Origin of the sequence: Photobacterium sp. OFAV2-7 (assembly GCF_022347985.1) — a bacterium.
GTDB lineage: Bacteria > Pseudomonadota > Gammaproteobacteria > Enterobacterales > Vibrionaceae > Photobacterium.
Map to the genome: position 1 here is coordinate 1 of NZ_JAKRFQ010000001.1, position 22,645 is coordinate 22,645.

The 22,645-nt window shown below is 51.4% G+C and carries 22 protein-coding genes; 3 read left to right on the plus strand and 19 right to left on the minus strand.

All coding sequences use genetic code 11. From position 1 onward, the window contains the following. On the plus strand, positions 1–322 hold a 322-nt coding region (locus MHN01_RS00005), incomplete at its 5' end, for a DUF481 domain-containing protein (RefSeq protein ID WP_239409475.1). Positions 323–417: 95 nt separating this feature from the next. Here MHN01_RS00005 and rplI read toward each other — a convergent pair. From rplI to nsrR, 7 genes are all read right to left on the minus strand, one after another. Continuing rightward, a complete protein-coding gene (rplI, locus tag MHN01_RS00010; protein ID WP_075767869.1) occupies positions 418–870 on the minus strand; it encodes a 50S ribosomal protein L9 in 453 nt (150 codons plus the stop codon). A gap of 37 nt (positions 871–907) precedes the next feature. Beyond that, positions 908–1,135: a 30S ribosomal protein S18 gene (rpsR, locus tag MHN01_RS00015; RefSeq protein WP_002539422.1), complete on the minus strand. Its 228-nt coding sequence runs from the start codon at positions 1,133–1,135 to the stop codon at positions 908–910. Between the two features lie 16 nt (positions 1,136–1,151). Further along, complete coding sequence (gene priB / locus MHN01_RS00020; RefSeq protein ID WP_075767868.1) at positions 1,152–1,454, minus strand: primosomal replication protein N; 303 nt, start codon at positions 1,452–1,454, stop codon at positions 1,152–1,154. Between the two features lie 7 nt (positions 1,455–1,461). After that, positions 1,462–1,860: a 30S ribosomal protein S6 gene (gene rpsF / locus MHN01_RS00025; RefSeq protein WP_075767867.1), complete on the minus strand. Its 399-nt coding sequence runs from the start codon at positions 1,858–1,860 to the stop codon at positions 1,462–1,464. A 227-nt stretch (positions 1,861–2,087) separates the two neighbouring features. After that, positions 2,088–2,828 (minus strand): 23S rRNA (guanosine(2251)-2'-O)-methyltransferase RlmB, encoded by a 741-nt coding sequence (gene rlmB / locus MHN01_RS00030; protein ID WP_239409476.1) that lies wholly within the window; start codon positions 2,826–2,828, stop codon positions 2,088–2,090. Between the two features lie 3 nt (positions 2,829–2,831). Further along, on the minus strand, positions 2,832–5,372 hold the full coding sequence (rnr, locus tag MHN01_RS00035) for a ribonuclease R (RefSeq protein WP_239409477.1): 2,541 nt from the start codon (positions 5,370–5,372) through the stop codon (positions 2,832–2,834). Between the two features lie 124 nt (positions 5,373–5,496). Continuing rightward, on the minus strand, positions 5,497–5,928 hold the full coding sequence (gene nsrR / locus MHN01_RS00040; protein ID WP_160657774.1) for a nitric oxide-sensing transcriptional repressor NsrR: 432 nt from the start codon (positions 5,926–5,928) through the stop codon (positions 5,497–5,499). Between the two features lie 114 nt (positions 5,929–6,042). Between nsrR and hmpA the strand changes: the two genes are divergently transcribed. Beyond that, positions 6,043–7,227: an NO-inducible flavohemoprotein gene (gene hmpA / locus MHN01_RS00045; RefSeq protein WP_239409478.1), complete on the plus strand. Its 1,185-nt coding sequence runs from the start codon at positions 6,043–6,045 to the stop codon at positions 7,225–7,227. A 79-nt stretch (positions 7,228–7,306) separates the two neighbouring features. Here the strand turns inward: hmpA and MHN01_RS00050 are convergent, their stop codons facing one another. The 12 genes from MHN01_RS00050 to MHN01_RS00105 form a co-directional block, all read right to left on the minus strand. Continuing rightward, positions 7,307–7,933: a tetratricopeptide repeat protein gene (locus MHN01_RS00050; protein ID WP_239409479.1), complete on the minus strand. Its 627-nt coding sequence runs from the start codon at positions 7,931–7,933 to the stop codon at positions 7,307–7,309. A gap of 252 nt (positions 7,934–8,185) precedes the next feature. Beyond that, positions 8,186–9,502, minus strand: coding sequence for an adenylosuccinate synthase (locus MHN01_RS00055; RefSeq protein WP_239409480.1), 1,317 nt, complete (start codon positions 9,500–9,502; stop codon positions 8,186–8,188). Between the two features lie 122 nt (positions 9,503–9,624). Beyond that, a complete protein-coding gene (locus MHN01_RS00060; RefSeq protein WP_075767861.1) occupies positions 9,625–9,819 on the minus strand; it encodes a DUF2065 domain-containing protein in 195 nt (64 codons plus the stop codon). A gap of 111 nt (positions 9,820–9,930) precedes the next feature. Further along, entirely contained in the window at positions 9,931–10,926 is a 996-nt protein-coding gene (gene hflC, locus MHN01_RS00065; protein ID WP_239409481.1) for a protease modulator HflC, read from the minus strand. Between the two features lie 2 nt (positions 10,927–10,928). After that, positions 10,929–12,089 carry an FtsH protease activity modulator HflK gene (gene hflK, locus MHN01_RS00070; protein ID WP_239409482.1) on the minus strand — a complete coding sequence of 387 codons (1,161 nt, stop codon included), beginning with the start codon at positions 12,087–12,089 and terminating at the stop codon, positions 10,929–10,931. Positions 12,090–12,145: 56 nt separating this feature from the next. After that, the gene (gene hflX, locus MHN01_RS00075; RefSeq protein WP_239409483.1) at positions 12,146–13,435 is read right to left on the minus strand and encodes a ribosome rescue GTPase HflX; all 1,290 of its coding nucleotides are present in this window, start codon (positions 13,433–13,435) and stop codon (positions 12,146–12,148) included. Positions 13,436–13,463: 28 nt separating this feature from the next. Next, positions 13,464–13,733, minus strand: coding sequence for an RNA chaperone Hfq (gene hfq, locus MHN01_RS00080; protein WP_075767857.1), 270 nt, complete (start codon positions 13,731–13,733; stop codon positions 13,464–13,466). 85 nt (positions 13,734–13,818) lie between these two features. Further along, positions 13,819–14,754: a tRNA (adenosine(37)-N6)-dimethylallyltransferase MiaA gene (miaA, locus tag MHN01_RS00085; protein ID WP_160657758.1), complete on the minus strand. Its 936-nt coding sequence runs from the start codon at positions 14,752–14,754 to the stop codon at positions 13,819–13,821. After that, the gene (mutL, locus tag MHN01_RS00090; RefSeq protein WP_239409484.1) at positions 14,751–16,874 is read right to left on the minus strand and encodes a DNA mismatch repair endonuclease MutL; all 2,124 of its coding nucleotides are present in this window, start codon (positions 16,872–16,874) and stop codon (positions 14,751–14,753) included. Before mutL ends, miaA begins: the two co-directional genes overlap by 4 nt. 19 nt (positions 16,875–16,893) lie before the next feature. Further along, positions 16,894–18,564 carry an N-acetylmuramoyl-L-alanine amidase gene (locus MHN01_RS00095; protein WP_239409485.1) on the minus strand — a complete coding sequence of 557 codons (1,671 nt, stop codon included), beginning with the start codon at positions 18,562–18,564 and terminating at the stop codon, positions 16,894–16,896. Between the two features lie 50 nt (positions 18,565–18,614). Beyond that, positions 18,615–19,079 carry a tRNA (adenosine(37)-N6)-threonylcarbamoyltransferase complex ATPase subunit type 1 TsaE gene (tsaE, locus tag MHN01_RS00100; protein WP_239409486.1) on the minus strand — a complete coding sequence of 155 codons (465 nt, stop codon included), beginning with the start codon at positions 19,077–19,079 and terminating at the stop codon, positions 18,615–18,617. An 8-nt stretch (positions 19,080–19,087) separates the two neighbouring features. After that, complete coding sequence (locus tag MHN01_RS00105; RefSeq protein WP_239409487.1) at positions 19,088–20,575, minus strand: NAD(P)H-hydrate dehydratase; 1,488 nt, start codon at positions 20,573–20,575, stop codon at positions 19,088–19,090. Positions 20,576–20,805: 230 nt separating this feature from the next. Between MHN01_RS00105 and queG the strand changes: the two genes are divergently transcribed. Continuing rightward, entirely contained in the window at positions 20,806–21,939 is a 1,134-nt protein-coding gene (gene queG, locus MHN01_RS00110; RefSeq protein ID WP_239409537.1) for a tRNA epoxyqueuosine(34) reductase QueG, read from the plus strand. The last annotated feature ends 706 nt before the right edge of the window (positions 21,940–22,645 follow it).

Genomic DNA, 22,645 nt, shown 5'->3' on the forward strand with positions numbered 1-22,645 from the left:
GGGCTATCGCCACCAGGAACCGAATATTGATGAGATTGACGATGATGACATCATCGTGCCGGAAACAGTCGATGAGCTGATCCTGCGGGGAAGTACCAAATTTACCTGGAAACCGTCGAAGACCGTCGAGTTCAATGCCCGCTTTACCGGTGTGGCCGGTAACAGTAACAGCACCCTGGAAACCGAGATTGACCTAACCAGCTCTATCACAGACCACATCGCCATCAAGTTCAGCAACACCCAGAAGATCAACAGTTGGGTACCGGACGGGCTGGAGAAACGAGACTCAACGATGACAATCAACCTGCTGTTCAAGATCTAGCAATGCCATCCTGCCGGTAACACTGCATTTTGTCAGACTCCAGATACAAAAAAACCAGCCCGGAGGCTGGTTTTTTCTAACAACACTAAAAGCTATTACTCTGCAGCAACAACGTTTAGGTTGATAGTTGCGAATACATCAGAGTGCAGCTGGATGCTGATCTCGAATTCGCCAGTAGTACGTAGTGCGCCTTCAGGTAGACGAACTTCGCTCTTCACTACTTCAACGCCAGCTGCAGTTACAGCATCAGCGATGTCACGAGTACCGATAGAGCCGAATAGTTTACCTTCGTCACCCGCTTTAGAAGCGATTTCTACAGCTTCTAGAGCGTTTAGTTTTTCAGCACGTGCTTCAGCAGCAGATAGTTGCTCAGCAACTTTTGCTTCTAGCTCAGCACGACGAGCTTCAAACATTTCAACGTTAGCTTTAGTTGCCATAACAGCTTTACCCTGTGGGATAAGGAAGTTACGAGCAAAACCCGCTTTAACGTTAACCTGATCGCCAAGGCCACCTAGGTTACCGATTTTATCAAGTAGAATAACTTGCATTATCTTGTCCTCTTAAACTTAATTAAACCGCTACCGATTACTGATGCTTGTCAGTGTATGGTAGAAGTGCTAGGTAACGAGAACGCTTGATAGCGCGAGCTAGCTGACGCTGGTATTTAGCGCGAGTACCAGTAATACGGCTTGGTACGATTTTACCAGCTTCAGTGATGTAGTTTTTTAGAGTTGCTACGTCTTTGTAGTCAATCTCTTGTACGCCTTCTGCAGTGAAACGGCAGAATTTACGACGACGGAAGAAACGTGCCATGGGCTTATCTCCTGAACTAAATTTTTTCAATGTGATCGGCATGTAACACTAATTTACCAATGCCATTCCGGCCGGTTTGATAAGAGACAAAGCCCCCTACCTTAATGTGACTGCCGACAGCTAAATCTTGAGTGAGTATTTGCTGACCTTGCCCGCTGACGACCACGTTAATGTAACAGTACACTTGACGGGGTAAATCAGCTTCCCGCTGGTAGGAACGATGCTCAAGCACAAAGTGACAATGAGGAATTCCCGCCAGGGACTTGCTTCGTTTGGGGTCTTTGGCGATAACGCCAGATAACTCCAGACGATTGGTCATTTACAAATTACTCAGCTGCTGCTTCGCCTTCAGACTGTGCTGGAGCTGGCTGCTCTGCACGCTCTTCACGACGTGGGGCACGCTCTTCTTTAGCCTTCATCATTGGAGATGGCTCAGTGATAGCGCCTTTAGTACGCATGATCATGTTACGGATCACTGCATCGTTGAAACGGAAAGTTGATTCCAGCTCGTCAATAACAGACTGCTCAGCTTCAACGTTCATTAGAACGTAGTGTGCTTTGTGCAGTTTGTTGATTGGGTAAGCCATCTGACGACGACCCCAATCTTCTAGACGGTGGATCTGACCGCCAGAATCTTTGATAGCAGCAGTGTAACGCTCGATCATGCCAGCAACCTGCTCGCTCTGATCAGGGTGCACCATGAATACGATTTCGTAATGACGCATTGGTTGCTCCTTACGGATTAATCAGCTTCTCTATTTGGCTCGGTCATCCAGGAGAAGCAAGGAACTAAAAAAAGAACCGAGAATTTGGAGGCAGAATAGTACAGAGAATGGACAATCTAAGCAAGCTAATTTTATGGTTTGGCGGGAATAAAAAAAGCAGAAGCGTTATCAATAATCCGCTTCTGCTCTATCTTGTCCGAGGCGTTGCTACGCGTTAGCTGCTACGACTAGCCGTCCTGGCGCTGGCGAACCGCTTCAAACAGGCAGATACCAGTAGCCACCGAGACATTCAGGCTCGACACCGAACCCGCCATCGGAATTTTTATCAGGTCGTCACAAGTCTCGCGGGTCAGACGGCGCATACCCTCGCCCTCGGCGCCCATGACAATCGCCAGCGGGCCTGTCAGCTTGCTGTGGTAGATATCGTGCGTCGCTTCCCCGGCAGTACCGACAACCCAGACACCTTTCTCCTGCAGTGCACGCAGCGAGCGAGCCAGATTCGTAACCCGTACCAATGGCACCACTTCTGCCGCCCCGCAGGCTACCTTGCTGGCTGTTGCGTTCAACTGAGCCGAGCGATCTTTTGGCACAATCACTGCCACGGCGCCAGCCGCGTCTGCATTTCGCAGGCAGGCACCCAGGTTGTGCGGGTCGGTCACGCCGTCCAGCACCAACAGCAACGGGTTCTCTTTGCCTGCCAGCAGATCGTCGAGATCATTCTCGTTGTACTGTTTGCCCGGTTTGACGCGCGCAATGATGCCCTGATGGGAGGCACCTTTGACTTTGTCATCCATCGCCTTACGACCCGCCTGCTGCATAGTAATACCCAGCATCTGCAGTTCGTTCAGCACAGGCATCAGACGATCGTCCTGACGCCCCTTCATCACAAACACTTCGATAAAGCGTGACGGATCGGAAGCCAATACGGCTTTCACGGCATGGATGCCGAAAATTATTTGATTACTCATTACTTATTTCTTCTTCGCTGCGCGTTCTTTCTTGCCTGCACGTTGTTTGCGTTTCTTGGTCGACTTCTTCTTGGCTTTCTTCTTATCGTCAGCCTTCGCCTTACCTTTAGGGGCCTTATCGTCCTCGAAGCGCGGAATAGCGCCTGCCTTCAATTTCTGCCGTATCGAGCTACGCTCTTTTTTCGACTTGCTACGATGCTCCTGCTGCGCCTCGCCGTCTTCCACCCGGTAGACTTTCATGCTCTGGCGCTGCAGCCCTTCAGCCTTACGCATCCGCTGTTGTTTCTCGCGGTTCTTGGCCGTTTTACCGGCGCCACGCTGTTTGCGGGTACTGCCAACAATGTCGAAATCTATCTGACGGTCATTGAGATTAATCGAGGCAACCTTCACTTTCACCGTATCACCCAGGCGGTAGACCTGGCCGGAACTGTCGCCAATCAGACGCTGGCCGATCGCATCATACTGGTAGTAGTCATTGGCCAGGTTGGAGATGTGCACCAAACCGTCAATGTTCAGCTCATTGAGGCGAACAAAGAAACCGAAGCCCGTCACGTTCGCTATCACACCGTCAAACTCGTCGCCGACATGATCCTGCATGTATTCACACTTCAGCCAGTCAGCCACATCGCGGGTTGCGTCATCGGCCCGGCGCTCGGTCATCGAGCACTGCTCGCCCAGCACGTCCATATCATCAAACGAATAATGGTAGCCGCCAGTCGGTGTCCAGCGATCGGTATTCTTGCCTTCCTGCTTCGCAATCAGGTATTTGATTGCACGGTGCAAGGTAAGGTCCGGATAACGGCGGATTGGCGAGGTAAAGTGTGCGTACTGCTTCAGGGCCAGACCAAAGTGGCCGATGTTATCAGCCTGATATACCGCCTGCTTCATCGAGCGCAACAGCATGGTCTGGATAAGCTCCTTGTCCGGACGATTCTGGATCAGCGAAGCCAGCTCGGCATAGTCACGTGGCGACGGTTCCAGCCCTCCCGACAGGTTCAGGCTCAGCTCGCCGAGGAAATCACGGAACCCCATCAGGCGCTCCTCGCCCGGCGCATCATGCACCCGGTACAGAGCCGGCTCTTTGGCTTTCTCGACAAAACGGGCCGAGGCGATGTTAGCCAGGATCATACACTCTTCGATGATCTTGTGCGCATCATTACGCTCTGCCGGTACAATGCGGTCAATCTTGCGATCCGCATTGAAAATGAACTTGGTTTCCACCGTTTCAAATTCAATCGCGCCGCGCGATTCGCGCTCGGTCTTCAGCACTTTGTACATGCTGTACAGCTCTTCAAGGTGCGGAACCAACGGTGCATAGCGCTCACGCAGCTCCTCGTCCCCCTCAAGCATATGACTCACCTTGGTATAGGTCAGACGAGCGTGGGAGTTCATCACCGCTTCATAATGCTTGTACCCTGACAGCTTACCACTGGCCGAAATAGTCATTTCGCAGACCATACACAGACGGTCAACCTGCGGGTTCAACGAACACAGGCCGTTCGACAGCACTTCCGGCAACATCGGGATCACCTGGGACGGGAAATACACCGAATTGCCGCGCTTGACCGCCTCGTTGTCCAGTGCCGAGCCCTGGCGAACATAGTGGCTGACATCGGCAATTGCGACCCACAGACGCCAACCGCCAGACTTCTTGCGCTCACAGTAAACGGCATCATCAAAGTCACGAGCATCTTCGCCATCAATCGTCACCAACGGCAGATCACGCAGATCAACCCGGCCTTTTTTGGCCTCTTCAGGTACTTCTTCCGATAGCCCCTGGATCTGTTTTTCAACTTCACCCGGCCACTCATTAGGAATATCGTGGGTACGCAGGGCGATCTCAATCTCCATCCCCGGCGCCATGTTCTCACCCAGCACTTCCACGACCTTACCGACAGCATTGTACTGACGGGTTGCCCGCTGGTTGATCTCGACCACCACGACATTCCCCATGCGGGCACCCATCCGGTGCTCATTCGGGATCACAATATCCTGGGAGATCCGGGAGTCATCCGGCACCACATAGCCCATGCCGTCTTCGATAAAGAAACGACCGACGATCTGACCGGAGTACTCCTGAAGTACACGAACTACACGGCCTTCGCGGCGACCGCGCTTATCAGTACCTGCCACCTGGGCAAGAATATAATCACCGTGGATCACCCCGCGCATCTGGTGATGCGGTAGCAGCAGATCTTCTTCTTTGGCATTGGTGCCTTCAGGGCGCAAAAAGCCGAAGCCGTCACGATGGCCAATAACGTGGCCTTTGATCAGATCAAGGCGCTCTGGCAGGGCATAACACTGACGGCGGGTAAAAATAAGCTGGCCGTCACGCTCCATCGCCCGTAAACGGCGACGCAGGCCTTCATACTGATCATCCCCTTCCAGCTTTAACTCAGCAAACAGCTGGTCACGGCTAACAGGAGCAGTAAAGCCGCGGATCACTTCAAGGAGCATCTCACGGCTTGGGATTGGGTTTTCATAATTTGATGCTTCGCGATCGCGAAAAGGGTCGACCGGTAAATCGGTAGTACCTTTGGACATAAGCAGATCCATATTGGCGAAGATATAACCATAGTATATCCGGGCCATAGGTGAACAGACGGGAGCAAAGTTCAATTTCTTTGCTCCACTGAAAAAATTTAGAAGTTATTGATTGGCTGTACGATTATGCGACAGGGCGATCCAACAATACACGCAGTGGCGGGTTATCCGAAATCAGGCTTGCCAGCGTATGTCTGTCAAGCTCGGCCAAAAATGCCAGTCTCGCGGAATCGAGGATCCCTTTCAGGCGACATGCCGGTGTAATGTGGCAAAAGTCTTCACTACAATTGACGATCTGCAACGGTTCAATCGCACGCACCACATCGCCAAGAACTATCTTGTCCGCAGGCATACCCAGGCGAATACCGCCATTCTTGCCCCGAACGGTTTCGACATAGCCCAGTTGGCCCAACCTATTGATGATTTTGACCATATGGTTGCGTGACACGCTATATATTTCGGTTACTTTAGAGATACTGGCCAGCTCACCTTCCGGTAACGTTGCCAAGTATATCAGGGCCCGCAGGCCGTAATCGGTAAAACTTGTTAACTGCACAATAACTCCTCCTGCCGCCATTTTAGTCTGGTTATTGACTAAAAGATACAGATCAGATACAACTTATAAGATGCATTATAAATATAACTTTAATGTGAGAAAGTAAAATAAGTCATGATAAGTCAAAAAACCATCGATACAGTGAAAGCAACTGCTCCGTTGCTTGCCCAAACCGGTCCGTCGCTCACGGCCCATTTCTACCAGCGAATGTTCAGCCATAACCCTGAGCTGAAAGATATTTTCAACATGAGCAACCAGCGAAACGGCGATCAGCGCGAAGCCTTGTTCAACGCCATTTGCGGTTATGCGAACAACATCGACAATCTGGCTGCTTTGCTGCCGGCCGTCGAGAAAATTGCCCACAAACACACCAGCTTTATGATCACTGCCGAGCAATACGCCATTGTCGGCGGCCATCTGCTAGCAACCATCGACGAGCTATTCTCGCCGGGACAAGAAGTGTTGGATGCCTGGGGCGAAGCTTACGGCGTGCTGGCAGATGTCTTCATCAAGCGAGAAGAAGAAATCTATCAGGAGAACGAGAGCAAAAACGGGGGCTGGCGCGGTACCCGTCAATTTGAGGTAGTCGACAAACGCCAAGAAAGCGATGTGATCACCAGCTTCACCTTCAAGCCGGTCGATGGCGGCCCTGTTGCTCCCTTCAAACCGGGACAATATCTGGGGATTTACCTCAAGCCTGACGACTTCGAGTACCAGGAGATCCGCCAGTACAGCCTGTCGAGTGCACCACGCCAAGACAGCTACCGTATCTCCGTCAAGCGCGAAGACGGCGGCAAGGTCTCTGGCTACCTGCACGATACCCTTTCAGTCGGCGACAAAGTTGCACTTGCCGCTCCCACCGGAGACTTTTTCCTGGAAGTTGATCCGACAACGCCTGTCGCCCTGATTTCAGCCGGTGTCGGCCTGACACCCACCCTGTCAATGTTAGAAACCCTCACCGGCCATCAGGCCGAGGTACATTGGCTGCACGCGGCCGAAAACGGTGCTCAGCATGCCTTCAAAGAGCAGGTGCGTACCATCGCCGACCAGCACGAGCATATTTCTGTCAACACCTGGTATCGCGAACCACTTACGTCTGACCGTCCAACAGAAGACTACCAGCACCAGGGCCTGATGGATCTGGGACGCCTTAAAGACAGCCTGGCGACACCGGGGATGCATTACTATTTCTGCGGACCGGTCGGCTTTATGCAGCATATCGGTAAGCAGTTGATCAACATGGGGATCAGCGAAGATCGTATTCACTACGAGTGCTTCGGTCCTCATAAAGTGCTGTAAAGTAAGCCAGAACAAGAGCGGATACTAAAAGAGAGGCCCAAGGGCCTCTCTTTCATATGTTCGTCATGATAACGCTATTCTACCAGAAGGTATCGCGACGCTTCGCCCGGGCAATCACATTGCCCGGCATGCGGTTTTCCAGGCTACGGCGTAAACTTGTGATTTTACTGTGAGTCTTGCGGCTAGCCGTCACCGTGTTATAGAGCCAGCGATAGGCATCCTCGAAATCCAGCGGGCTGCCGTAATTGCTGAGCAGCAGCTCGGCCAACTGGATGCGGGCATCGACATTGCCCATGGATGCCGCTTCACGCAAGTAAGGAATCGCTCGCTCCCGATCTTGCTGAACCAGCGTTCCCGTCGCATAGTAGCGACCCAACTGCTCCAGTGCTGCCGGTGATCCCTGATGAGCTGCAGACTGCATGTAATAGATGCCCGTCTCGACATCACGATCAACGCAAACCCCCCATGCCAGCATGTCACCATATAAGAACTGGTAAGCCGGAGATTCAACCCGGACTGCACGGGCTTCAATATCCTGAAGCAGCTGACAATCATCGGCTTTTACCTGCTGAAGGTGGCTGTTGGAGTCAAACATACGGATCAGGTCTGACTCGGTATACACAGGCACTGCCTCACCTACATCTTCTAATGCATAGGCGGGTGTCGCTGTCAGCAATGTGGAAAGAAGCAGGGCTTGCAGTTTCATTTACTAGTCTCTGTTGAACCGTAGATACCTTATCGGCAAGAGTCAGTCAGACTTTAACCTCTTTATCAGAAAAACGGCAATTTTTTGCCGCTTGAATTCTTTACACAGTAGGAAAATTGACGCAACCGGTAGCAGCTAATAATGGGAGCAAGATCCATAGTAGACGAGTATCGCCGCTCCCCCAATCCTCAGGCATAAAAAAACCAACCCCTCGGGGTTGGTCTTTATCCATCCAATCATCAGAAGCGATGATTATTCACCGTATGGGTGAACCTTGATGATAGTCTCGTTACGGTCCGGACCAGTCGAGATAATATCGATTGGCACACCTGTTAGCTCTTCGATACGCGCGATGTAATCAAGAGCCGCCTGTGGAAGCGCATCCAGTGACTTAGCACCAAATGTGTTTTCAGACCAACCAGGCATCGTTTCGTAGATTAGCTCTAGATCTTCGTAAGCGTCAGCCGCCATTGGAGACACTTCCAAGAGCTCGCCGGCTTTAGTCTTGTAGCCAGTACAGATTTTGATTTCTTTCAGGCCATCCAGTACGTCTAGCTTAGTTAGGCAGAAACCTGAAATTGAGTTGATCTGAATGGCACGGCGCATAGCCACCGCATCAAACCAACCAGTACGACGTAGACGACCTGTCGTTGCGCCAAACTCGTTACCGACTTCACCTAGGTGCTTACCAACTGGGTCTTGCTTGTCTTGACCGTCGTATAGCTCAGTCGGGAATGGACCTGCACCAACACGTGTGCAGTATGCTTTCGCGATACCCAGGATGTAACCCAGGTGACGAGGACCAAAACCAGAACCTGCAGCAACACCACCAGCAGTTGTGTTAGAAGAGGTTACATACGGGTAAGTACCGTGGTCGATGTCCAGCAGCGTACCTTGTGCACCTTCGAACATGATCTTGTCGCCACGCAGACGCGCATCGTCAAGCTCTTTAGTCACATCGATAACCATCGCAGTCAGTACGTCAGCCTGACCCATGATAGTTTCCAGCACTTCTTCGTAGCTTACTGGCTCGGCATTGTAGTAATGCTCAAGCTGGAAGTTGTGGTAAGCCATAACTTCTTTAAGCTTCTCGGCAAACGCTTCTTTGTCGAACAGATCGCCAACACGTAGGCCGCGACGAGCAACTTTATCTTCGTAAGCAGGACCGATACCACGACCTGTTGTACCAATCGCTTTTTTACCGCGAGCGATTTCACGAGCCTGGTCTAGTGCGATGTGGTATGGAAGGATTAGCGGACAAGCTTCTGACAGGAACAGACGTTCACGAACAGGAATACCACGCTCTTCTAGCGGGCCCATTTCTTTCATCAGAGCATCTGGAGAAAGTACAACACCGTTACCGATGATACATTTAACGTTGTCACGCAGGATACCTGATGGGATCAGGTGAAGGACAGTTTTTTCACCGTCAATGACAAGAGTGTGACCTGCATTGTGGCCACCTTGGTAGCGTACTACATACTTTGCATCTTCGGTCAAAAGATCAACGATCTTACCCTTACCTTCGTCACCCCATTGGGTGCCAAGAACGACTACATTATTTGCCATCTTTCTTCGTCTATCAGTAGTTAAAAAGGGATTCTAGCACCTTAAAGAGCGCCTTGCAGTCATTTTTTAACCATAAAGCGTATTTCTGCAAGAAGACTGTCACGGTTGCATGCTAGACCAATTTACATACTAGTGTACATCATGTAGGCAATCACACTGCCGGCAACAACCAGGCAGCCGCCGATCCGGCGCAGGGTATTGTCATTTTGCTGGCTCAACTGACTTACCATCTCTCGCCACCCTCTTGGTGCCAATAACGGTCCAAGTCCTTCAAAAACCAACACTAACCCCAAAGCCAACCAAATTGCTTTACTCATACTCACTACCTTAACGTTGCAGACTGCTCCAACGGGGAGCCGCTGATTATGATATAACGGCAAAAAAAAAGACAAGGCCGAGGCCTTGTCTTTCTGCTTATCTATACCGGCTTAGTTAGTGCCGCTAGATTCTTTCATGTACTTGAAGAAGTCAGTACTTGGATCAACCACCAGGATATCGTTCTTCGAGTTGAAGCTGTTTTCGTAGGCCTTCAAAGAACGCAGGAAGTTATAGAACTCCGGATCCTTGTTAAACGCTTCAGAATAAATCTCTGCCGTTCTTGCATCGGCCGAGCCGCGAACAACACGGGCTTCACGATCTGCATCAGCCAGGATTTTCGCCACTTCCAGTTCAGACTGGGCGCGAATTACCTCTGCCTTCTCACGACCTTGCGAACGGTGCTTACGTGCTACTGACTCACGCTCTGCACGCATACGACGGTAGATTGACTCACTGATCTCATCCGGCAGATTGATTTTCTTCATACGGAAGTCAACCACCTCAACACCCAAGTCTTTCATCGCACTGACTTTGATGTCGGCCAATACGTTGGCCATGATCTGATCGCGCTGACCTTCCACCTCTTTACGAGGTGCAACTTCGGCCACAATCTCAGTCGCAGGAGCCACTTCGTCGCCATTCTGCTCGGCGCTATCCGTTTGAGTACCGCGATCCGGACCAGACACAATCTGCTTGATCTCACGCGAACCGATTTCAGCACGCAGGCTATCCACCACTTTACGCTTCAATAGCGCTTCAGCAGTTGATGCATCACCACCACCGGTTGTCAGGTAGTACTGACCAAAATCTTCGATACGCCATTTCACATAGGTATCGATGATCACGTCTTTTTTCTCTGACGTTACGAAACGGTCAGCCTGATCATCCATAGTCTGAATACGGGCATCAAGCATACGGACGCGGTCGAATACCGGCACCTTGAAGTGCAGACCCGGCTCGTAAATGCGCGCAATTTCAGTATTGTTGTCTTTCAGGATCCGGCCGAACCGAACCACAATACCGCGCTCGCCTTCCTGTACGATAAACATCGACATCAGCAACGCAGCAATAAAGATGACAATCACTGGGATCATTAACTTACGCATAATTAATATCTCCCTTGACGGCCAGTATCGCCACGCGGAGCGGTAGATACAGGTGCTGTTGTTTCAACTTTCTCAAGCTCAATACCGTAAGAACCACTTGATGTGTTGCTCTTAGGCGTGCTGCCCTGCGCAGACGGGTTGATTAGCTTGTCTAACGGCAGGTAGAGCAAGTTGCCGCTGGAGTTGGAATCCACCATGACCTTGCTGGTATTGCCGTATACGCGCTCCATCGTCTCCAGATACAGACGGTTACGAGTAACTTCCTGAGCAGCCTGGTACTCCGGGAGTAGCTTCTCAAACTGGGCCACTTCACCGAGTGCACCGTTGATTGCCTTCTCAGAATAACCTTCAGCTTCTTTCTTCAGACGCTCCGCACGACCTGTGGCTTTCGGCAAGATATCATTGCTGTAGGCCTCGGCTTCACGAACGAAACGCTCTTCATCTTCTCGCGCTGCAATCGCATCATCAAACGCATCTTTCACCGCTTCCGGCGGACGCGCTGACTGGAAGTTCACATCGACAACCAGAATACCCATATCATAGGTCTGGATAATTTTGTCGATCGCTTCCTGGGTATTGGCACGAATTGTCTGACGACCTGTCGTCAATGCTTCATCCATCGTCGAGTCACCAATTACCGCACGCAGTGCAGAATCAGTCGCCTGACGCAGACTGTCATCGGCATTGGTTACGCTAAACAGGTACTTGTTGGCATCAGATACACGGTACTGAACATCCATTTCTACTTTCAGTACGTTTTCGTCTTTGGTCAGCATGAGACCGGAGCTACGCAGAGAACGAATCGCCTGAACGTTGACAGGTTTAACTTCGTCGATAAACGTCGGCTTCCAGTTCAGACCCGGATCCACCATCTCGTAAAACTTACCGAAACGTAGCACTACGCCTCGTTCTGCTTCACCAATGGTATAGAAACCAGAGAATCCCCATACCGCAGTCGCTAATACCGCAATTGCCCCAAGACCGGCAGCACTGCCACCAGCCGAAGGTCCTTTCTTATTCCCCAAAATGCCACCGAACTTACGACTTAGTTTTGAGAAAACCTCATCGAGATCCGGTGGACCTTGATCACGACCGCCGCGATTATTGTTCCCCCAAGGGTCTTTATCACGGCCGCCGTTGTTACCAGGCTCATTCCACGCCATTATAGAACTCCATCAATATGATATGACGACAGTTTTTCTTTTACTCTAGCAGTCCATTAAGCAACGATAAAGTCATCTAACGAAGTACTTTCTCTTTTTTGTAACCGAGACCACTCTGCCAGCGGTAATCGAATATCAATCGTCAGGCTACCATCAGACTCATATTCTTCGTGCAAAATACATCCCAACTGGTAAAACTTACTGCGATAGCGGCCAATCAGATGTGGCGGCAAACACAAGGTATGTTTCACCATGGTGCCAGACAAACGTTCAGTCAGCGCCTCGAACAACAGGTCAATGCCTTGCCCTTCAATCGCCGAGACCCAAACACGACGGGGGATCCCGTCTTCGTCTCGCTCGATACGCGGTTCGGCACCTTCCAGATTGTCGATCTTATTCATCACAATCAGGACAGGGACTTCGCCGGCATCGATTTCATCGAGCACGTTATTTACTGCATCAATGTTTTCGCGGAAACGCTCGTCGCTGGCATCCACCACATGCAATAGCAAGCTTGCATCCTGGGTTTCTTTCAGTGTTGCCTTAAATGCAGCCACCAGGTCATGAGGCAAGTGACGGATAAACCCAACCGTATCAGCCAGAATCGATGTCCCGACATCGGCCACGTCTATCTTGCGCAAGGTTGGATCCAGGGTCGCAAACAGCTGATCGGCAGCATAAACCCCGGCATCTGTAACCCGGTTAAACAACGTTGATTTTCCCGCATTGGTATAGCCCACTAGCGAGATAGTCGGTATTTCAGCCCGATTTCTGGCTCTACGCCCCTGATCGCGCTGTTTCGATACCTTTTCCAATCTACGTAAAATAGTTTTGATACGGTCTCGTAGTAAACGGCGATCCGTTTCCAGCTGGGTTTCACCCGGACCACGCAAACCGATACCACCCTTCTGTCGTTCAAGGTGGGTCCAACCGCGGATCAGTCGAGTGGAGATATGACGCAACTGAGCAAGCTCAACCTGCAGTTTCCCCTCATGGGTACGTGCACGCTGGGCAAAAATATCCAGGATCAGACCAGTACGGTCTAATACTCTGCATTTACAAATCTGCTCCAAATTACGCTCTTGCGCTGGAGAGAGGGAGTGGTTGAATATCACGATCTCGGCTTCTTCAGCCCGAACCGCTTCGGCAATTTCCTGTGCTTTACCTTCTCCCACGTAATACTTAGGGTGGGGAGTTTTACGACTACCTGTGACGACACGTAGCGTATTAACTCCCGCAGAGGAGACCAGCATTTCGCATTCACTTAGGTCTTCCCATTCCCCTTCTTGCGTGAAGTTGATATGAACAAGAATAGCCTGCTCACCGGCTTCATAACGGTCAAACAAGCAATCAACTCCTTATCGAAGAATAGTCTTATTCTTCTGTTTTTTCTTGAGAACGCTCAGCAGGAGCCGGACGGTCGCCTGCATGATGGTGGTTCACTGGACGAGCCGGAACCACAGTAGAGATCGCATGCTTGTACACCATCTGGTTAACAGTGTTTTTAAGAAGGATCACGAACTGATCGAATGATTCAATCTGGCCCTGAAGTTTGATGCCGTTCACCAGGTAGATAGAGACCGGTATTCTTTCACGACGCAGCGCATTCAAAAACGGGTCTTGCAAAGATTGCCCCTTAGCCATTATTTCTTTTCCTTATTTGTTTGTAGTTGTATTTAGCAACGAACAAAATTAAAAATACGCAAAACAGTGAGAGTATACACGTTAATCAAACATCACATCTAACTGAGTTTGTGACTGTTTGTAACGCTTTATCCACATCACTGCTATCCAACCACGTCAAATCTTTCCAGCTCCGAAGCCAGGTAATTTGACGCTTCGCCAATTGACGGGTTGCGCAGATTCCGCGGAAAACCGCTTCGTCCAAATCACACTTCCCGTCCAAGTATTCCCACATCTGTCGGTAACCCACACAACGTATCGATGGAAGATCTGGATGCAGATCACCTCGCTCATACAAAGCACGAACTTCCTGTTCAAAACCTGCTTCGATCATTTTGTCAAAACGTTGCTCAATCCTCTGATGTAGGACAGCCCTATCCTTGGGTGTTATTGCAAATTGGTGAACCTTGTATGGTAAAGATTCACCTTGGGTTTTCGTCAGCTCTGTTAAAGTTTTACCCGAAATACGGAAAACTTCCAATGCCCGAGAGAGCCGCTGCGGATCATTAGGGTGGATCCTGGCTCCCGATACCGGATCTATCCGCACCAGTTCCTCGTGCAATGCCTGCCAGCCTTTCTCTTCGGCTTCTCGCTCAATCTCAGCCCGGATCTCAGGATCCGCTGCCGGCAATGGCGACAAGCCTTCCAATAATGCCTTGTAGTACAACATAGTACCACCAACCAATAGAGGAATTCTCCCTGCTGCAACTATATCAGCCATTTCTTTCAGTGCATCAGCGCGAAAGTCTGCAGCTGAATAACTTTGCGCTGGATCACGAATATCGATCAGACGGTGGGGTGCAAGAGAAAGTTCCCGCGCATCTGGCTTGGCTGTGCCGATATCCATTTCTTTATAGATAAGGGCTGAATCAACACTTATCAACTCCACCGGCAACTGCTGGCGCAATCGAATGGCCAAATCTGTTTTTCCCGATGCGGTCGGGCCCATTAAAAAAATGGCTTGAGGTAGTGGCTTGCTCATAAATCAAATGCTTCTATTGCTGCGCCGACATCCACCGGTCGCAACAAGTTTGGATAATAGTGTTCTAGTGAATCGCCCCAGAGCTGCTCCAGATCCGTCACCAGCTGTATTGCCTGTGACAGACTAAAGCCTTCGGTCGGAATCACGAGCTGTGATGCTAACCAGTCCAGCAGCTTATCCCAGCCTTGCGCCTCAGGGTCATCGGCTACCGAAGCCAGATATCCCAACAGGGCCGGAATTAACTGTTGCAGGTTTTGCTGCCTAAGCGGCATACAGACCGACATAATGATCAGCCCGCTTTTGCCCTTGGCTTTTAGATGAATGCCCAGTTGCTTGAGCAACTGAGCATGCTGTTCTGCACATTCTATCATGCCTGGCTCAACTGGCACGGAGTGCGGGATCAACAATGGCTGCGGTTTCAACCCTTCCGTTTGGGCCAATCGCAGCTGCCCCTTGCTACGCAGGCGCTGTGCGTTATCCAGCGAGAGCACAAATACCCCGTCATCCCGGCTCAGCAATAAGTAGCGCTGCTGAGTCAAACACAACGCCTTGCCCAGACCGACCCCGTTTTGCGCATCAATCGCGGTTTGGCGAACTGGCGACGGCATGGCAGGAGAGCGAGAGTCCTGTGCATACGTCGTTGGCTCTGGCCGGAATTCAACTGGGTTTCCCCGCGAAGAAGGAGCGGATGGCTCCGGTGGAGAGACCGGTGAAGGCGGCGTATAGTCTGCCTGTTCCGGTGTCTGCATTAGCTGTTGGTAAGCGCTGACTTCTCGTTTTGATGGGGCATCATTTCCAAACTGGCGCTGCTGCCCCTGGCCTCTTTGCATCCCTGATGTACCCGATGAGCCCGCACTTTTTGACGCGCCTGAGTCTCGGTAGCGGCCATGGCCTGGCTGCGCCTCCGCTCCCCGGTTGGCCGTTGACCTTTCGCCGGAGGTAGGTAACCACTCACTCGAGTGGGCCTTGTTGGGGTAATCAGGTGTACGTGCCACTGCCGACATCACTGCCGACGGCTCGGCAACCCCATGGGCTGGCGGCTCGGCATCCAGATTGGCTGCCGCACTGGCTCGCTGGGGCGGAGAATATAGCGCTTCGCTGCTCTCTTCCCCGCTTTGCTCCAAACCTTGCAACAGAGCACTTTGCAGGCCCTGACAGATAAAGTCATGCACCAAACGGGCCTGATGGAAGCGCACTTCATGTTTCGCCGGATGGACATTGACATCCACCTGATGCGGATCCACCTCGATAAACAGCACATAAGCCGCATACTGATCAGCGGCAAGACTGGTTTCGTAGGCCTGACGGATAGCATGGTTGATGAGCTTGTCCTTCATCATCCGGCCATTAACATAGCAGTACTGAATATCGTTCTGGGCCCTGGCTCCCTGCGGGCTGCAGATCCACCCCGACAGTTTCAGGTCACCATGCTCCAGCTCGACAGCCAGTGCATGATTTAAAAAATTAGAACCGCACACCGCCGCCAGACGGCGCTCTTTTTGTATCTGGGTCTGGGCAGCACGGTATTGACGGATCATTTTGCCGTTATGGCGCAAGTTGATCGTGACATCCAGCCGACTAAGTGCGATGCGCTTGAGCAATTCGTCAATATGGCCGAATTCAGTTTTTTCGGTTCGCAGAAACTTGCGCCGGGCCGGGGTATTGAAGAACAGATCCAGCACTTCCAGCGTGGTCCCCACCGGGTGGGCTGCCGGTTTCAGCTGTACCTCCATATCCCGTCCTTCCGCATAGGCCGACCATGCCTCTTCCTGCTCGTCCGTCTTGGAGGTCAGGGTCAATCGCGATACCGAGCTGATACTTGCCAGGGCTTCACCACGAAAGCCTAGGCTCACAATGGCTTCAAGATCGTCTAGCGAGGTGATTTTTGACGTCGCATGGCGGCTGAGCGCCAGGCTAAGTTCATCTTTCGGGATCCCTTTGCCGTTATCGCGGATACGGATAGTCCGGCTGCCGCCCTTGTCGATATCGATATCAATACGGGTGGCACCGGCATCCAGGCTATTTTCTACCAGCTCTTTGACCACCGAGGCAGGGCGTTCAACAACTTCACCTGCAGCAATCTGGTTTGCCAGCCGGGCGGGCAAGATCTGAATCGGCATAATTCACTTCTAGGTATGGTTAACTACTCGGGATGGTTAGCTGTTGGCCGACCGCTAATGTATCTGAGCTTAGCTTATTCGCCTGACGGAGACTATTTACACTGATCCCATAACGGGAAGCAATCTTACCCAGAAACTCGCCACGCTGCACCGTATGCTTAAGTGCCTTGCGGTTACTGGTATCGATTTTGAGCTTCTGACCAATTGCCAACTCATCGGAGCGTAACTTGTTCAGGCTACGGATACTGGCAACCGTCACGCCATAATTGGCTGCAATCTTGCCAAGAAACTCGCCACGCTTCACCGTATGGGTCGTTATTCTGGCCGTTCGGATGGCAGGCTTTGCAGATGCCGGTGACGCAGTCTTCGTCGCAGCGACAACTGTGCTCCCGGGAATAACCAGCACCTGGCCAACTCTCAGGGTATTGCTGCTGAGCTTATTGACCTTTTTCAGGGCGGCAACCGATGTACCGTACTTGCTGGCAATCACGCTCAGGGACTGTCCCGAGGTGACTTTGTGTTTCACTCCGCCTTTTCTTGCTGCAAACAAGGTGCCTTCCGGCGGCTTGGCATTAAAGTAGGCGAGCACCCCTTTGTAGACGGCATTCGCCAGCTTGGTCTGGTGCGAGCGAGAGTTGAGCAACCGCTCTTCCTTCGGGTTGGTAATAAACCCGGTTTCAACCAAGAGCGACGGAATGTCCGGCGATTTAAGCACCGCCAGGCTGGCGTGTTCCGGTTTGCTTTTATGTAGGGTCGTCACCCGGCTCAGCTCTTTCAGTACCCGTGTCGCTACATCATATCCCTCTTTCTGGGAGTGGCTGAACTGCAAGTCCAATACGGCCATACTGAGGTACTGATCATCGTTCCCCCCGGATAATACGTCACCGCCGCCCAGCAGCTCCGATTGTTTCTCATGCTGCTCGAGCCAGCGACCAATCTCACTATTAGCTCGGCGGGTATTGAGTACCCAGACAGACGCCCCGCGGGGCTGCGGTTTGTGAAAGCCGTCAGCATGGATGGATACCAGCAAATGAGCCTTGTTACGACGGGCTATCTCCGAGCGTTTGTTGAGGTTGACAAAATAGTCGGCCTGACGGGTCAGTACCGCTTTCATTCCAGGTGTCGCATTGATCTTGGCCGCCACCTTCTTCGAGATATCCAAAGTGACATTTTTCTCGTACTTACGTGTCGGACCGATAGAGCCAGGATCTTCTCCGCCGTGACCAGCGTCAATTGCGACGATGATGTCATCGTTGCCATAAGGCAACAGGGCTTTCTGATTTTCAGTCACCGGTTTTTTCGGCGCCGCAGGTTTGGCCTTGACCGCTTTCTTCTGATGCGGCAAATCCAGCACCAGACGGTGGCTATAATGACCATCCGGCGTTGGCGCTAATTTGAAAATGGTTGGGTTAACACCAACCTTGGTTTCAAACACCAAGCGGTAGGTGCCTTTCTCCGGCGGACTACTCGTGCGAATTTTCTTCAGTACCGCACTGTTTTTGACCGTCACCGGCAACTTGGTTTTCAAGGCGGTTTTTTTAAGATCAACCACCAAGCGCTCAGGCTTGGTCAAGGTGAAATAGGAAAACGACACCTCATCTTGCAGATCCAGCACCACGCGGGTTTCATCTGGCGCAGGCCAGACACGAATACCCTTCAGCTCGTTGGCCATCGCCACCGAGCCGAACATTCCTATCCCCAAAAACAATAAATACAAAAAAGCCCGTAAAGACATCCTGATCAACACAACTCCAAACGCTTGATCAACTCTAGACCATATTCATTTCTTGCAGTGACGCAGACTTTTCGCTGCTCACCGACATAGCGCATTTCGATTTCCAGATCCGGCTCCGGCAACAAGCCTTCACCTTTATCCGGCCACTCCACCAGACAAATGGCGTCATTGCTGAAGTAGTCACGGATCCCCATAAATTCTAGCTCTTCCGGATCCGCCAGGCGGTATAAGTCGAAATGGTACACCTGCCAGGGTGGCAACTCATACGGTTCCACCAAGGTATAGGTCGGGCTCTTCACGTTACCCTGATGGCCAAGAGCCCGAATAAAGCCCCGGCTAAATGTGGTCTTGCCTGCACCCAAGTCGCCATACAGATAAATGGTTGTCTGGCGCTTACATGCCGTTGCCAATTTAAGGCCTAAGTCTACGGTTGCCTGTTCATCGGCAAGCAATGTTTCAAATGTTTGCATTGTTATCTTTATCTTGGGTTTACTAATTGTCGAATATAAGAAAACAGATCACTGGCCAGTACCCCGCGCTCCCCCTCTCGAGCACAGAGATCAGCGGCAGTACTATGGATCCAGACCCCGGTCCGGGCGGCTTCCGATAACGAAAGTCCCTGCCCAGCCAGCGCCCCGATAATGCCAGAAAGCACATCACCCATGCCACCTGTTGCCATTCCAGGGTTACCGGCAGTACATACCCAGCACTGCCGACCGTCATAAATCAGGGTGCCGGCTCCCTTAAGCACAACGACACCGCCAAACTTTTGCTGCAACGACTGCGCGGCAGCAAACCGGTCAGCCTCTACTGCAGCGACCGTGGTATTTAGCAGCCGGGCAGCTTCTCCCGGATGCGGCGTCATTATACGATTATTTTTATAGTCTGGTGAGAGGGCCAATAAGTTCAATCCGTCGGCATCGACGATCATTGTTTTTTCGGTGTCATCAAAGTGGAACAGCAGTGCCTTGCTCCAGTCACTCTGCCCCAGGCCAGGCCCTATCACAATAACATCGGCCCATTCCAGCCGCTGGCTGATTTCATGTGCTTTGTCTTGCCATCCCTGCACCATTATCTCAGGTCTGGCAGTAACAATTGACAGCACATTGTCAGGCTGGGTGATCACCGCGGTCAAGCCGGCCCCGCTTCTGGCACACGCCTCGGCAGCCAGTCGAATGGCCCCGGCCATCCCCAGATCACCACCGGCACAGAGTACCCGACCATGATCGCCCTTGTGGGCAATACGATCACGGCGAGGCAAACACCGCTTCACCGCCCCCTGGCTGATCCGGTAAGCCGACGGCTGCACCTGCTGGCAAAAAGCCTCATCGACTCCCAACCCGGCAAAATGCACCTCACCGCAGTACTTCGATGCCTGGCCGGTACACAGCCCTTGTTTGAGGCCAATAAAGGTCACTGTCGACTGAGCCTGAACAACGATGCCAAGGTTATTGCCCGTGTCGGCGCATAGCCCGGACGGCACATCGACCGCAATAACGGGGAGCCCGGCCTGATTAATAACCCGAATCAGCTCGGCACTGTCTTCCCGGACGCTTCCTTTCAGCCCCGTTCCCAGCAAGGCATCAACAATCACCTCAGCAGAATCCGGCACCTTGGCCTGTGGCGACACAATCTTTCCGCCACTGGCAAGCCATGCATCCCGGGCTCGGGCAGCATCGCCCGACAATCGCTCGGGCTGCCCTAACTGCCACAATGTTACCGTCAGCCCCGACTCCCGGGCTAACCTCGCCACCACATAGCCGTCGCCGCCGTTATTACCGCCACCGCAGCATATTAATAGCGAACTCGCCTCCGAATATTGTTGGCGAAGGTGCGAAAATACCGCCTGCCCGGCTCTTTCCATTAACTGGTACATCTCAAGCTGCATTGCCCGGGCCGCCAACTGCTCGCCGTGGCGAACCTGTCCTGCACGGTATAAGTGTGTCGGTAGTTGCGAAGTCACCATGGTATTGTTTTACCTCTGAGCCGCTAACGTTCTTCAAGGTTGCCAAGAAAAACGCAGGCAGGGCAACCAAACCACATAATGAATAAATAGTGCCCAAAACTCCCGCCCGGTACAATGTCAAAAAAGTATTTCTGCTCCCATTCTTGCTGAGTTTTCTATTATCAGTGAAAGCAGGGATGATTGTGTTACACTTCGGCCCCCTAGAATTCAGCCACACTGTGAATCAGAGCATGAACATCGACTACAGCGAACTGACCCAGAAAATCAAACAATGGGGCAAGGAACTCGGCTTCCAGCAAGTGGGGATCAGCGATATAGATCTTCACCAGCACGAGGCTCAGCTTCAACGCTGGATTGATGCCGGCTATCACGGTGAAATGGACTGGATGGCCCGCCACGGGATGATGCGAGCCCGCCCTGCCGAGCTGCATCCCGGTACAATTCGGGTTATCAGTGTGCGGATGAACTACCTACCTCCTGAGGCCGGGTTTGCCCAAAGCCTCAAAAAGCCCGATACCGCCTACATCAGCCGCTACTCACTAGGACGGGATTACCACAAGCTGATTCGTAATCGCCTCAAGCGTCTTGGTCAGCTGATCGAACAAGAAGTGGGCAAGTTCGGCTACCGCCCTTTTGTCGATTCAGCCCCTATTCTTGAACGCCCTCTGGCAGAAAAAGCCGGCCTAGGCTGGACAGGGAAACACTCGCTAATCCTTAGCCCGGAAGCCGGCTCTTGGTTTTTTCTTGGCGAGCTACTGATTGACCTTCCCATCCCAGTCGATACACCTATCGACAACCAGTGCGGAAAATGCGTTGCCTGTATAACCAGTTGCCCGACGGGTGCCATTGTTGAGGAAGGTGTTGTCGATGCCAGACGTTGTATCTCCTACCTCACCATTGAGTTTGACGGCATTATTCCTGAGGAGCTACGAGAGCCCATCGGCAACCGGATTTACGGTTGTGATGATTGTCAGCTGGTCTGCCCGTTTAACCGTTTTTCAGATCTTACCGAAGAAGTTGACTATCATTGTCGTGATAGCCTGTATCAGCAGCCACTGCATGTGCTGTACCAATGGACAGAACAACAGTTTTTGAAAAATACGGAAGGTTCGGCAATCCGGCGTATCGGTCATATCCAATGGTTGCGTAACTTAACGATTGCTATGGGTAACGCACCATATAGCGCAGATATCTTTGAAGCTTTGGAACAGCGCCTAGGGGAAAACGAATTGCTTGATATTCATATTCACTGGGCGATGGAAAAACAAACGGAGAGGCGTCAGGAACATGCCGTTGAGATATTGCCGGGCAAAACCAAGAGGCTAATCAGGATTGTTGAAAAAGGGCTGCCGCGAGATGCGTAGCTCTGTGGGCCTTTAAGCGTCTGCACACTTTTAGATACACAAACTGGGAGCGAAATCAGGCTTCTGCATGAATGTGGAAAACAATTTCATCCCCACGATTTTATCCCTAGTCGTAAAATATTAAACACAGGCCTGAATGCAGGGAATCAAAACAGTTACCCCAAGACAAAACATATTGATCAGGCTGTATATAAATGTTGAATAAAGATATTAAAATCCAGCAATATCAACACATTAGCTTGTTGATAATTTTTCTGGGATAACATTTTTCTGAGGCGGATTTATTGGGAAAAAGGAGTTATTCACACGGAGTCGGCACACGTAATCAACTGACTTACCCACAGTTTGACTCATGTGGATAAGTCTGTGTACTAACGAATGGTTTGTTCCAAAGATCAAGACAGCAGCCCAGAATATATCAGCATTCAGGCAATTATTGATTCTGGATAAAGAGAGCAGATACGATTCACAAGCCCTTATCAGCAGCGTATAAGCCAGCTACTGGTGTCAGCTAAATCAAAGAGCATGTGTCGTCATTTGGCACCAATTCCTCACGGCATTGGCTTACAGAGCATCGTATTTACCTAAGATACAAAATCAGTCACTGAAGACTGTCTAGGCAATAATCTGATGATGTCGTCGAAGCTGATTGCTTCTTATGGTTCCTTGTAGCCTAAGCTACGGAACTTGGAGCAACACACAAGGC